Origin of the sequence: Janthinobacterium sp. SUN100, assembly GCF_030397705.1 — a bacterium.
Classification (GTDB): domain Bacteria; phylum Pseudomonadota; class Gammaproteobacteria; order Burkholderiales; family Burkholderiaceae_D; genus Janthinobacterium; species Janthinobacterium kumbetense.
Window position 1 is genome coordinate 1,502,610 of record NZ_JAPUBU010000001.1, and the last position, 12,439, is coordinate 1,515,048.

The 12,439-nt window shown below is 66.4% G+C and carries 10 protein-coding genes; 3 read left to right on the plus strand and 7 right to left on the minus strand.

Translation table 11 applies throughout. The features are described from left to right. Window positions 1-1,095 carry an ABC transporter ATP-binding protein gene (locus O0881_RS06605; protein WP_289910657.1) on the minus strand — a complete coding sequence of 365 codons (1,095 nt, stop codon included), beginning with the start codon at window positions 1,093-1,095 and terminating at the stop codon, window positions 1-3. A 93-nt stretch (window positions 1,096-1,188) separates the two neighbouring features. Beyond that, on the minus strand, window positions 1,189-2,712 hold the full coding sequence (gene glpD / locus O0881_RS06610; protein WP_289910658.1) for a glycerol-3-phosphate dehydrogenase: 1,524 nt from the start codon (window positions 2,710-2,712) through the stop codon (window positions 1,189-1,191). 225 nt (window positions 2,713-2,937) lie between these two features. Between glpD and O0881_RS06615 the strand changes: the two genes are divergently transcribed. The 3 genes from O0881_RS06615 to O0881_RS06625 all read left to right on the plus strand — a co-directional run bounded on the left by O0881_RS06615 (window position 2,938) and on the right by O0881_RS06625 (window position 5,557). Then, entirely contained in the window at window positions 2,938-3,696 is a 759-nt protein-coding gene (locus O0881_RS06615; protein WP_289910659.1) for a DeoR/GlpR family DNA-binding transcription regulator, read from the plus strand. 355 nt (window positions 3,697-4,051) lie between these two features. Next, window positions 4,052-4,555 carry a MarR family transcriptional regulator gene (locus O0881_RS06620; protein WP_077406479.1) on the plus strand — a complete coding sequence of 168 codons (504 nt, stop codon included), beginning with the start codon at window positions 4,052-4,054 and terminating at the stop codon, window positions 4,553-4,555. Between the two features lie 84 nt (window positions 4,556-4,639). Continuing rightward, on the plus strand, window positions 4,640-5,557 hold the full coding sequence (locus tag O0881_RS06625; RefSeq protein WP_289910660.1) for a pyridoxal-phosphate dependent enzyme: 918 nt from the start codon (window positions 4,640-4,642) through the stop codon (window positions 5,555-5,557). A gap of 7 nt (window positions 5,558-5,564) precedes the next feature. Here the strand turns inward: O0881_RS06625 and O0881_RS06630 are convergent, their stop codons facing one another. The 5 genes from O0881_RS06630 to nirD all read right to left on the minus strand — a co-directional run bounded on the left by O0881_RS06630 (window position 5,565) and on the right by nirD (window position 12,438). Further along, on the minus strand, window positions 5,565-7,568 hold the full coding sequence (locus O0881_RS06630) for a diguanylate cyclase (RefSeq protein WP_289910661.1): 2,004 nt from the start codon (window positions 7,566-7,568) through the stop codon (window positions 5,565-5,567). Beyond that, on the minus strand, window positions 7,565-8,095 hold the full coding sequence (gene cysC, locus O0881_RS06635; RefSeq protein ID WP_289910662.1) for an adenylyl-sulfate kinase: 531 nt from the start codon (window positions 8,093-8,095) through the stop codon (window positions 7,565-7,567). The genes O0881_RS06630 and cysC overlap by 4 nt, the downstream gene beginning before the upstream one ends. Window positions 8,096-8,157: 62 nt before the next feature. Next, entirely contained in the window at window positions 8,158-10,827 is a 2,670-nt protein-coding gene (locus O0881_RS06640) for a nitrate reductase (protein WP_289910663.1), read from the minus strand. A gap of 22 nt (window positions 10,828-10,849) precedes the next feature. Further along, on the minus strand, window positions 10,850-12,088 hold the full coding sequence (locus tag O0881_RS06645) for an FAD-dependent oxidoreductase (RefSeq protein ID WP_289910664.1): 1,239 nt from the start codon (window positions 12,086-12,088) through the stop codon (window positions 10,850-10,852). Further along, on the minus strand, window positions 12,085-12,438 hold the full coding sequence (nirD, locus tag O0881_RS06650) for a nitrite reductase small subunit NirD (protein ID WP_289910665.1): 354 nt from the start codon (window positions 12,436-12,438) through the stop codon (window positions 12,085-12,087). Before nirD ends, O0881_RS06645 begins: the two co-directional genes overlap by 4 nt. Window position 12,439 lies beyond the last annotated feature (1 nt).

Here is a 12,439-nt window from a genome sequence, read left to right on the forward strand (position 1 = left end):
TCAAGCTCCTCCTTGTTCTGGAGCAAACAGCAGCCCGCCGTCTTGCGCGAAGATCAGCAAGGCGTGCGGCTGGCAATACACGGTGCAGGCGCTGCCGATCTCCAGGTTGTGCACGCCGCCCAGCTGCGCCACCAGGGCCAGCTCGCCGCGGCGCGCATGCACATAGGTTTCCGAGCCGCTGATTTCCGCCAGGTCCACCTGCGCCGCGATGGGCACGTCGCCATCGGACTGGGGAGACAGATGCAGGCTGTGCGCGCGCACGCCGAGGATCACCTCCGTGCTGTCGCCCAGGCGGGCGCGCTGCGCGCCGCTCAGGTGGATGGCCAGGCCGTCAGCCGCCTGCGCCACGCCGTGCGCATCCACGCGCGCGGGGATCAGGTTGATGGGCGGGTCGCTGAAGGTGCGCGCCACATCGATGGAATTGGGGGCGTTGAACACGTCCAGGGTCGGTCCCTGCTGCAGCAGACGGCCCTCGTGCAGCACGGCCACGTGGCCACCCAGCTGCAGCGCTTCCAGCGGTTCCGTGGTGGCGTACACGACCGTCGTGCTGCCGCCGGAAAACAGTTCCGTCAATTCGCGGCGCAATTCCTCGCGCAATTTATAGTCGAGGTTGACGAGCGGCTCGTCGAGCAGCAGCAAGGACGCATCCTTGATCAGCGCGCGCCCCAGCGCCGTGCGCTGCTGCTGGCCGCCGGACAATTCCCCGGGCGTGCGCTGCAGATACGGCGTGATGTGCAGGCGCTCGGCCAGCGCCAGCACTTTCGCGCGGATCTGCTCCTCGGGCACCTTGCGCAAGCGCAAGGGCGAGGCGATATTGTCGTAGACGGTGAAGGCCGGATAGTTGATGAATTGCTGGTACACCATGGCCAGGTTGCGTTTGCTGACGGGCACGCCCGTCACGTCGATGCCATCGGCCGTCACCGTGCCCCCGCTGGGCTTGTCCAGGCCCGCCATCACGCGCATCAGGGTCGTCTTGCCGGCACGCGTGGTGCCCAGCAAGACGTTGATGGCGCCCGGCACGAGGGCCAGCGACATCGGATATAAAAAGTCGTCAGCCCCCTGCTTCCTGCTGATCTTGTCCAGTACCAGTTGCACGCGCTTCTCCTCCAGTGATGGTTTCTTGTTCTTCGCCGCACCCTCTGCGGGGCGCGGTCGCCAACGTGTGCTGCTTACGGCACAGGGTGCTGCTTATGACAAAGGGTGCTGCAACAGCCAGGCGTCGAGCGTGTCCGCTGTATCGCGCGGCAGGTGCAGGCCCAGCTTGGAGCGCCGCCACAGGATGTCGGCCGCGCTGACGGCCCATTCGTGGCGCCGCACATAATCGACTTCCGCCGCGTACAGGCCGGCGGCGATTTCCTCGCCCATGGCCGCCACATCCCTGCGCCCGGCGAGCAGCGCGTGGATGCGCGTGCCGTAGGCGCGTGCATAGCGCGCCACCAGCGCCGCCGGCAGCCACGCGTACTCGCGCTGCAAGCCTTGCACGAACTGGCCGAACTCGCGCACGGACCGGTTCTGCGGCGTGCTGCCGAACACGTCGCCGCCGGGCAGGCAGGCGCTGGCTGTCCAGGCCGGCAGTGTATTGCCCAGCAAGGGCGCCAGCATGTCCATGGCTTCCTCGGCCAGCTTGCGGAAGGTGGTGATCTTGCCGCCAAAAACACTGAGCAGCGGCGCCCCTTCCTGGTCCAGCTCGAAGCGGTAATCGCGCGTGACGGCCTTGGCGTCGGCCGCCGCGTCTTCCACCAGCGGGCGCACGCCCGCATACGTCCAGACCACGTCGGCCGGCGAGATTGGCTTGCTGAAATAGTAACTGGAAAGCTCGCACAAGTAACGAATTTCCTCGTCATCGATTTCCACCTTGCCCGTGTCGCCGTGATAGTCGAGGTCGGTAGTGCCGATCAGGGTGAAATCGTGCTCATACGGAATGGCAAACACGATGCGCCCGTCCGGATGCTGGAAAATGTAGGCATGATCATGCTCGAACAGGCGCTTGACGACGATATGGCTCCCCTTGATCAGGCGCAAATGCCGGCCCTGTCCACCGGGCGCGGCCTGCTGCAGGAACTCGGCCGTCCACGGCCCGGCCGCGTTGACGATGCTGCGCGCACGCACCGTGCTCTGCCGCCCGCTGGCGTGCTGCAAGGTGGCCAGCCAGGCAGCGTCCCCGCCCGCACCGTCGCGTGACAGGGCCGTGCAGCGCGTCTGCGTCAGCACCTGCGCGCCCTTGTCCGCCGCGTCGATGGCGTTCAGGACCACCAGGCGCGCATCGTCGACCCAGCCGTCGGAATACACGAAGCCCCGCTTGAACTCGGGTTTCAACGGTGTGCCGGCCGCGTGACGCGTCAGGTCGATGCCGCTGGAGGCCGGCAGGATTTCCCGCTTCGCCAGCATGTCGTAGAGGAACAGGCCGGCGCGTATCAGCCAGGCCGGGCGCTGGCCCTTGGCGTGCGGCATGACGAAGCGCAGCGGCCACATGATGTGCGGCGCCGAGCGCAGCAGTACTTCGCGCTCGATCAGCGCCTTGCGCACGAGGCCGAATTCATAGTATTCGAGGTAGCGCAGTCCGCCGTGTATCAGCTTGGTGGAGGCGGACGAGGTGTGCGCGGCCAGGTCGTCCTTTTCGCACAGCAGCACGGACAAGCCCCGTCCGGCCGCGTCGCGCGCGATGCCGGCGCCATTGATGCCGCCGCCGACCACCAGCACGTCGTATGCCATCGCTGTCTCCATACATTGCTGTGCTGCGGCCATCGGGACTCCGTGTCTGTCGGGGAAAGGGCGGCGAGGAAAGACTAGGCATCGCCGGCGACTGTCGTTAAGATCACCATCTAGTAATACGCATGCAATATGAATAAGATACGCCAGAATGCGAACTCATAGCAACATATTTTCATCACTATTTGTTCGTTTCTGTTCGTTTTTGATTTTTAAAGAGACAAGCCCATGATTTTGAATCCCCGCCAGCGCCGCCTGCTCGAAGTGGTGCGCCAGAAGGTCACCATGTCCGTCGAGGAGCTGGCCCAGCAATTGGGCGTGACGCCGCAAACCGTGCGCCGCGACGTCAAGCAGATGGAAGAAGCGCGCCTGCTGGCCCGCTACCACGGCGGGGTCGGCTTGCCCTCGTCCGTGGAAAACATCGATTACAGCCAGCGGCAAGTGTTCAACAGCGAGGCCAAGCGGCGCATCGCCGCCGCCGTCGCCGCGCAAGTGCCGCACGGCTGCTCGCTGCTGATCAATATCGGCACGACGACCGAGGAAGTGGCGCGCGCGCTGGGCCGGCACACGAGCTTGCACGTGGTGACGAACAACCTGAACGTGGCCGCCATCCTGGCCGACAACGCCGCCTGCGAAGTCATCGTGGCCGGCGGCGTGGTGCGCGGGCGCGACCGCGGCATCGTGGGCGAAGCCACCATCGACTTCATCCGCCAGTTCAAGGTCGACATCGGCATCATCGGCATTTCCAGCATTGACGAGGATGGCAGCCTGCGCGACTTCGACGCGCGCGAAGTGAAGGTGGCGCAAGCCATCATCGAGCAGTCGCGCGAAGTATGGCTGGTGGCCGACCAGCACAAATTCGGCCGCAAGGCGCTGGTGCGGCTGGCCGACCTGGCGCAAGTCGATATCTTGTTTACGGATGCGCCGCCGCCGCCCCGCTTTGCCGAAGTACTGCGCGAAGCGGGCGTGAAGGTGGTGCTGGCCTGAGCGGGCCGCATTTCTGCATCAAAACCTCGCACTGTCGCGCGGGCAATACGTCGTATGTGGGCAAGCACACGGAATGATATGAAATATTTATCAATTCGGCAAAAATCCTGTTACCATTGATGCAACATGAGTTATTTTTTTAATCTTCCTCTCTGGCAATACGATTATTCGCTTGATATTGTTTTTTATCTATCCAGAGCAAGAAAAAAGGAAAAACTCTTTGCCGGTAAGTGATTTCCTGTGAAAACAGTGTTAGAAATACCTCAAGCACGATGATTGTTCCCAAACAAACCACTCGACAGCAAGCGTGAAGGCCTTAACCATGCCGGCAACGCCGCCCAGTGAAGGAAAAGAAATGAGCCATAATTTTGAAACGGCCGCCATGCCGCAAGCCGCCCATCCCAACAGCGTCCCCGTCAGCGAGCTGGAAGCCCATCTCGGTTACTGGCTGCGTTTCGTCTCCAACCACGTTTCCCACAGCTTCCAGAAAAAAGCCGAGGCCAATGGCGTGACGGTCTCCGAATGGGTGGTGCTGCGCGAAATGTTCCGCCTGGGCTGCACCTCGCCCACGGTGCTGGCGCAAGTGTCCGGCATGAGCAAGGGCGCCGTATCGAAACTGATCGACCGCCTGGAAAGCAAGGGCATGGTCAGCAAATCGATCCTGCTGGCCGACCGCCGCCAGCATTCGATCGAACTGACCACGGAAGGCGAGGCGCTGGTGCCCGTGCTGGCCGGGATGGCCGACCAGAACGACGAGGAATTCTTCGGCAAGCTGCCGCGCCAGCTGCGCGACGACCTGCTCGAAGCGATGAAGGAAGTGGCGCGCACGCACCAGCTCAAGAACGCCCCGCTGAACTAGCAGCAGTCATGTATCAGCAAGGGTGACGCGGTGGCGCGGGCGCTTCGGCTATGATGCTGGCCTGACCGTTTACCAGGAACCCGCATGGCCCTGCACATCGAAACTCCCTTGCTCAACTCGCGCGCCCTGAGCCTGCACAGCGAACGCGCCATCTGGCTCAAGCTCGAAGCCTTGCAGCCGCCCGGCTCCTTCAAGATCCGCGGCATCGGCCTCGCCTGCGAAGAATACGCGCGGCGCGGCGCCAGCCGTTTCATCTCCTCTTCCGGCGGCAATGCCGGCATCGCCGTCGCCTATGCGGGACGCCAGCTGGGCATCCCCGTCATCGTCGTCGTGCCGGAAACGACCAGCGAACGGGCCAGGGCCCTGATCGCGCAGGAAGGCGCCGAAGTCATCGTGCACGGCGCCGCGTGGCAGGAAGCGAATGCGCTGGCGCAGTCGATGCTCACGCCGCAAGACGCCTTTTTGCATCCGTTCGACGACCCGCTGCTGTGGCAGGGCCACGCCGGCATGATCGATGAAGTGGCTCGCGCGGGCCTGAAGCCGGACGCCGTGGTGCTGTCGGTGGGCGGCGGCGGCCTGCTGGCCGGCGTGGCCGAAGGATTGCAACGCAATGGCTGGGATGACGTGGCCCTGGTGGCCGTGGAAACGCAAGGCGCCGCGTCGCTGGCGGCGGCCGTGGCCGCGCACGAACACGTGGCCCTGCCGGCCGTGAGCAGCATCGCCACGTCGCTGGCCGCGCGCCAGGTCTGCGCGCAAGCGTTTGCCATCAGCCAGACGCGCCCGCTGCACAGCGTGGTGGTGTCGGACCGGGCCGCCGTCGACGCCTGCCAGCGCTTCATCACCGACCAGCGCCTGGTGGTGGAGCCGGCCTGCGGCGCCGCATTGGCGGCCGTCTACGGCAAGGCGCCGGAACTGGCGCCCTACCGCAAGGTGCTCGTCATCGTGTGCGGCGGCGTGACGGCCACCACGCAGCAGCTCGACCACTGGAGCACCACCCTGTAAGTAAAACCTACGGCGCCGCCTCGAGCAGCGCCACGCCGTCGCGGCCCTGCCCCTTGGCGACATACAGGGCCTGGTCGGCCAGGTCCAGCAACTGCGCCGGCGTCAGCGCGCCTTCGCGGAAGATGGCGATGCCGATGCTGGTCGTCACCGGCAGCGGGCCGCCGGCCAGCTCGAAGGGCTGGCGGATGGCGTCGATGATCTTGGCGCCGACCTGGCGCACTTCCGCCGCGCCGTTCACGCCTTCGAGAATGATCACGAATTCATCGCCGGCCAGGCGCGCCACCAGATCGCTGGCGCGCACGCTGCGCACCAGGCGCGCGGCGAATTCCTTCAACACCTCGTCACCCGCCTTGTGTCCCAGGCTGTCGTTGATGGCCTTGAAACGGTCGATATCGAGATAGGCCAGCGCCATCGGCGCGCGCGCGGCCCGCGTGCGCTGCATGCTTAGCGCCAGCTGCTCGTCGAAGCGGCGCCGGTTGGCGATGCCCGTCAGGGTATCGGTGGCGGCGGCAGACTGCAGCGCCGTATGCACCGCCTTGGTCTTGGTGATTTCGTGGATCAGGCCATACACGCCTTCCACGGCGCCGCTCTCGCCCACGTCGGGCACGTAACTGGTCTGGAAGGCGCGCGGGCCGGCCTCCCCTTCGCCGCCGATGGTAAATTCATATTCAACCTCCTCGCCCGCGAAAGCGCGCCGCAGGTAGGCTTCGCGCAATTGATACGCCTCTTCGCCGAGCACGTCGCGGATCGACTGCATCAGGCTTTCCCGCTGCGACCTGCCGAACCATTTTTCAAACGTGGCGTTGATGAACTGGTAACGATGCTCTCGGTCGATATACACGATCACCACGGGCACATGGTCCGTCAGCAGTTTCAGGCGCCGCTCGCTGCCGCGCGTCTGCGCCTCGGCGATTTCGCGCTCGGCCACCAACGAGTAAAAGTCGCGGCTCAAGTCGCCGATCTCGTCGCGCCGCTCGATTTGCAGCACATCGATGCCCAGGCGATGACGGCGGATCTCATGCACCTGGTGGCGCAAGCGCGCCAAAGGCTGCAACAGGCGCAGCACCACGCGCCAGCCGGCCAGGCCCGCCAGCGCGGCCAGCAGCACGGCGGCCAGCAGGATCTTGCTGCGGATGGCGTGCAGCGGCGCGAACGCGTCGCTCATGGGATAGACGGAAGCCAGTATCCAGTCCGTCGAGGCGATGCGGTGGTAGGCAAACAGGGCATCGACGCCTTGCGAGGTGGTGCCCGTCAGCCAGCCCTCGAAACCCTGCATGGCGCGCCGCGTCGGTATGCTGATGGGCCCATGCGCTTCGATATGCTGCATGATGCGCGACTTGTCGGGATGCTCGACGATCACGCCTGCGCTGGTCATGATGTACAGGTAGCCGCCCGGACCCGGCTTGAGCGCGCCCAGGCGCCCCAGGAAATCGGGCTGGCGCAGGTTCACGCTGGCCGCCAGCACATAGCGCACGCCGCCCTGCGCGTCGAACACGGGCTGGGTCACCACGACGATGGGCATGCCGGAAATGCTGCCGTTGAGCGGCGCGGAAATCACCGAGCGCCGCGTCGCCAGCGTCTGTTCGAAGTATGGACGGCCCTTGACGTTCAGCCCCGCCTGCGGCTTGAAGGGACTCACGCTGGCCAGGACAACGCCGTCGGTGCCGACCACGCCGGCCGAATAAAACTCCTTGCCCAGCACCGTTTGTGCGGCCAGGAAGCGCTGCAGACTGGCGCCGTCGTGCGCGCCGCCGGCCGCCAGGCTGTCCGCCATCGCGCGCAGCACATTGCGCTTCGCGTCGAGTTCTTCATCGATGAAGACGGCGGCGCTGGACAGCGATACGTACTGCTGGCGCCCCGTCACGTCGCGCATGCCGCGCTCGGCCACGGCCAGGGTGGCCAGCGCCAGCGAGGCGACCGCGCCCAGCACGAGCAGGAAGACGACCACGCTCATGCGCGCCTTCAGGCTGGCGGGCACGTGCCGGCGCAGCCATTTGCGCCAGGTCGTCACGGCCGCTGCTGCAAATGCCGGCACAGACGCCCGACCGACTCTTCCAGCGCCAGGGCGCCCGTGTCGAGGGTCAGCGCGGCCGCCAGCGGCGCTTCGTAGGGGGCGGACACGCCCGTGAATTCGGCGATCTGCCCCGCGCGCGCCTTCGCGTACAGGCCCTTGACGTCGCGCGCCTCGCACACGGCCAGCGGGGTGCTGACGTGGACTTCGATGAAATGCGCCGTGCCGATGATGGCGGCGGCCATGGCCCGGTCGGCGCGGCTGGGCGAAATGAAGGCGGCGATGACGGTCAGGTCCGCGCCGTTCATCAGGCGCGCCACTTCGGCCACGCGGCGGATGTTTTCATGCCGGTCTTCGGGCGTAAAACCCAGGTCGCGGTTCAAGCCATGGCGCAGCTGGTCGCCGTCGAGCACCGCCACGGCGCGGCCCTGCGCCTTCAGCGCCTGCGCCAGCGACAGGGCGATACTGGTCTTGCCGGCGCCGCTCAAGCCCGTCAGCCAGACCGTCGGGTGTTGTACTGCTGTCATCACACTGCCTCTCTGTTATAGAGCTGGCAATATAACAAAGCCGTGCCGGAAAGGACAGATTTTCAGGCCGCGCTGCGCGCCTCAAGCAGCAACTGTCGTATCTCCGGTACGCAGGAGCCGCAATTGCCGCCCGCCTTGACGCAGGCCGTCACCTGCGCCGTCGTCGTCAGCTTCTGTTCCACGATGGCCGCGCATATGGTGTTGCGCCCCACGCCAAAGCACGAACACACGGTGGGACCGGCGTCCATGCCCTTGCCGATGGGCTGGCCCAGCAGCACGCCGGCGCGATCAAGCGCATCCATTTGCGCGTGCGCAAACAGGCCAGCCAGCCAGCTGCGCGACGGCAGGTCGGGCCGCGGCGAGACATACACGCATTGCGCGATGCGCCCCTCGTCCAGGTGCACGGCGCGGTACACGCCCGCGCTGGCATCCGCATAATCGAGCCAGTCGGCATGCTCGTCCGTCACGCCCAGCAGCGCGCGCGCCCAGGCGCCCAGGTCCTCGATGCGCTGGCGGCCGGCCAGTTCGTAGCGCAGGAATTGCTCGCCCTGGATGCGCGTCCAGTGCGCCACGCCGCCCAGGTTCAAGGGCGTGCGGCTCAGGACAAACGCATGCCAGTGCACGCGGAATTGCTCGATGCGCACGGGCGTGTGCTTGAATTCCGGTTCGCCCGAGACGGGATCGACGACGGGATTGACGACGGCGCCCACGCGCGCGTCGGACGCATTCGCGTCGCTCCAGTGGATGGGCACGAAGACCTGGCCGCGCGCGATGCCGCCGCCATGCACGACGCGCGCCACCATCGCGCCCCAGGCGCTGGAGACGCGCGCCAGTTCGCCTTCGCGCACGCTGTACAGCAGCGCATCCTGCGGGTGGAGGTCGATGAAGGCTTCGGCGATATGCCCCGACAGTTTCGCTGCCTTGCCCGTGCGCGTCATCGTATGCCACTGGTCGCGCACCCGGCCCGTGTTCAGGATGAGCGGATAGTCTTCGTCGGGCATGTTACGCGGCGCGCGCGGCACCGTGGGCACGAAACGCGCGCGCCCGTCCGCATGCGCGAAACGGCCGTCGCCGAACAGGCGCGCCTGGCCCTGCGGCCACTGCTGCGGCGCCAGGGCGTCATAGCGCGCCGCATCCAGGCCGGCCAGGTGGCCCAGGTTGAACAGGCGCGCCGTTTCTCCCGCGTTGCGGAAGGCGGACAGGCGCGCGTGTTCGTCGAAAATGGCCTGCGGCGACGCGAAATCGAAGCCGGCATGGCCCATGCGCCGCGCCACGTCACACAGCACGTCCCAGTCGGCGCGCGCTTCGCCGGGCGCCGGCAGAAACGCCCGCTGGCGCGAGATGCGGCGCTCCGAATTGGTCACCGTGCCATCCTTTTCGCCCCAGCCCAGGGCTGGCAGCAGCACGTCGGCATGGACGTTCGTATCCGAGCCTGCGCTGATGTCCGACACCACCACCAGTTCGCACTTGGCCAGCGCGCGGCGCACCTGGTCCGCGTCCGGCATGCTGACCAGCGGATTGGTGGCGATGATCCACACGGCTTTCACTTTACCCGCCTCGATCGCGTGGAACAGTTCCACGGCCTTCAGGCCAGGCTTGCTTGCCATGCGCGGCGAGTCCCAGAAGGTTTGTACGGCCTCGCGGTGCAGCGGCTTGTCCAGCTCCAGGTGCGCGGCCAGCATGTTGGCTAGGCCGCCCACTTCGCGCCCGCCCATGGCGTTCGGCTGGCCCGTGAGGGAAAACGGCCCCATGCCGGGCTGGCCGATGCGTCCCGTCGCCAGATGGCAGTTGATGATGCTGTTGACCTTGTCCGTGCCGCTCGATGACTGGTTCACGCCCTGGGAAAACGCGGTGACGACCTTGCGCGTGGTGGCAAACGCCTGGTAAAACGCCAGCAAGGCGTGCGGGTCGACCTTGCAGATGGCCGCCACCTGCAAGGGGTCGCCGCAATCCACGTGGGCGGCCGCCAGCGCGTCGTCGAGGCCCGCACTGTGCTGCGTGACGAAAGCGTCGTCGATCGCACCTTCCCGCGCCAGATAGCACAGCAAGCCGTTGAACAGCCACACGTCGGTGCCCGGTTTCACGGGCAGGTGCAAGTCGGCCAGCTCGCAGGTGGCCGTGCGGCGCGGGTCGATCACCACCAGTTTCATGTGCGGCCGGGTTTCGCGGATGCGGGCGATGCGCTGGAACAGGATCGGGTGGCACCAGGCCGTGTTCGAGCCCACCAGCACCACCATGTCGGCCAGTTCCAGGTCGTCATAGCAGCCCGGTACGATATCCTCGCCGAACGCGCGCTTGTGGCCCGCCACGGCCGACGACATGCACAGGCGCGAATTGGTGTCGATATTCGCGCTGCCCACATAGCCCTTCATGAATTTATTGGCAACATAATAATCTTCCGTCAGCAGCTGGCCCGAGACATACAGGGCCACCGCGTCGGGGCCGTGCTCGGCGATGATGGCGCGCAGGCCGCCGGCCACCTGGTCCAGCGCGGCGTCCCAGGAGGCGCGCTGCAGCACGCCGTCGACGCGCACCTGCGGCTGCAGCAAACGGTTCTCCAGGTCCAGGGTGTCGCCCAGCGCCGAGCCTTTCACGCACAGGCGGCCCTGGTTGGCCGGGTGGGCCGTATCGCCGGCGATGCGGATGGCGCCGTCGGGCAGGCGTGTCGCTTCCACGCCGCAGCCGACGCCGCAGTACGGGCAAGTGGTTTTCACGGGCGTGCAGCTAGTCATGAAAGTATCCTGTTGGTCGCTGTCAGGCGGCCTGGGCGCACAGCGCCTGGCCAAACAATAAATGGGCGCGCAGCTTGCTGATGTCGCGGCGCTGCTGGATCAAGTCGAAATACCAGGGACCGTCCTGCACGTCGCCATACAGCACGGCGCCGGCCAGGCGGCTGCCCTGCACCACCAGGCGCTTGTAGACGCCGCGGCGCGGATCGCGCAGCACCAGGTCTTCGCTGCCTTCGCCGCCGATGATGTCGCCGGCCGAATACAGGTCGATGCCCGTCACTTTCAATTTGGTGGCGCTGGCCTGCTGCACGTAGCGGCGGTGGCCCGCGCCGGCCAGGTGCGCGCCGCACACGCGCGCCTGCTCCCAGATGGGCGCCACCAGGCCGAAGGTGGCGCGCCGGTGCTGCACGCATTCGCCCACGGCGTACACGCGCGGGTCATAGCTTTGCAGGCAGTCGTCGACGACGATGGCCCGTTCGCAGTGCAGGCCGGCCGCTTGCGCCAGCGCGATGTTAGGGCGCACGCCGGCCGTCATCACCACCAGGTCGGCGGGAATGCTGCTGCCGTCCGCAAACTGCACGCCTTCCACGCGGGTGCTGCCCAGAATGGAGGATGTTTGCGCCTGCATCAGGAAACGCAGGCCGCGCGCTTCCAGCGCCGTTTTCAGCAGCATCGAGGCGGGTGCGTCCAGCTGCTGGTTCATCAGGGCGCCGCTCATGTGCACCACCGTGACGTCCATGCCCTGGCGCTGCAAGCCGTTGGCCGCTTCCAGCCCCAGCAAGCCGCCGCCGATGACCACCGCGTGGCGGTGCGTGCGCGCCGCCTGCAGCATGGTGTCGACGTCGCTGATATCGCGAAAACCGATCACGCCAGGCAGCGCGTGGCCCGGCACGGGCACGATGAAGGGTGTGGAACCGGTGGCCAGCAGCAGGCGGTCATAGGCAACCGTGATGCCGGACAGCGCTTGTACCGTGCGCGCCTGGCGGTCGATGCGCACGACGGGGTCGCCCGCGTGCAGGGTGATGCCGTTGTGCGCATACCAGTCGCGCGTATGCAGCATGATGTCGTCCACCGACTTTTCGCCGGCCAGCACGGGCGACAGCAGGATGCGGTTGTAATTGCCGTGCGGCTCGGCGCCGAACACGGTGATGTCGTACAGGTCCGGCGCGAGTTTCAAGAGTTCCTCGACCGTGCGCATGCCGGCCATGCCGTTGCCGACGACGACCAGCGAGGGACGCGCAGTGGCCCTGACTGGCGGATTCACAGGGCCACCCACACCATGTCCGCAAACACGCGCGCCGGCCAGGCGGCGACCGAGTGTTCCGGCGCTTCGATGCACTCGCCGCTGGCCAGGTCGAAATGCTGCTTGTAGATGGGCGAGGCGACGACGACGCGCTCCCCGATACTGCCCACGAGGCCCCGCGACAGCACGGAAGCGCCCGCGTTCGGGTCGATATTGTCGATGGCGTACACGCGCGGCGCGGCATCGCCGACGCGGAACACGGCCACGTGGCGCCCATTGAGCAAGGCGCACACGCCCGTGTCGGGCACGATGTCGGTCAAGGGGCAGATGGCCACCCAGTTGTCGGCGGTGGTGCCGGAAAGTTCATTCATC

Bases quoted from the DNA above. Each gene is read 5' to 3' on its own strand.
- O0881_RS06620 (WP_077406479.1), top strand. From the start codon at position 4,052: ATGAGCCATAATTTTGAAACGGCCGCCATGCCGCAAGCCGCCCATCCC.
- glpD (WP_289910658.1), bottom strand. From the start codon at position 2,712: ATGGCATACGACGTGCTGGTGGTCGGCGGCGGCATCAATGGCGCCGGC.
- O0881_RS06615 (WP_289910659.1), top strand. From the start codon at position 2,938: ATGATTTTGAATCCCCGCCAGCGCCGCCTGCTCGAAGTGGTGCGCCAG.
- O0881_RS06625 (WP_289910660.1), top strand. From the start codon at position 4,640: ATGGCCCTGCACATCGAAACTCCCTTGCTCAACTCGCGCGCCCTGAGC.
- cysC (WP_289910662.1), bottom strand. From the start codon at position 8,095: ATGACAGCAGTACAACACCCGACGGTCTGGCTGACGGGCTTGAGCGGC.
- nirD (WP_289910665.1), bottom strand. From the start codon at position 12,438: ATGAATGAACTTTCCGGCACCACCGCCGACAACTGGGTGGCCATCTGC.
- O0881_RS06640 (WP_289910663.1), bottom strand. From the start codon at position 10,827: ATGACTAGCTGCACGCCCGTGAAAACCACTTGCCCGTACTGCGGCGTC.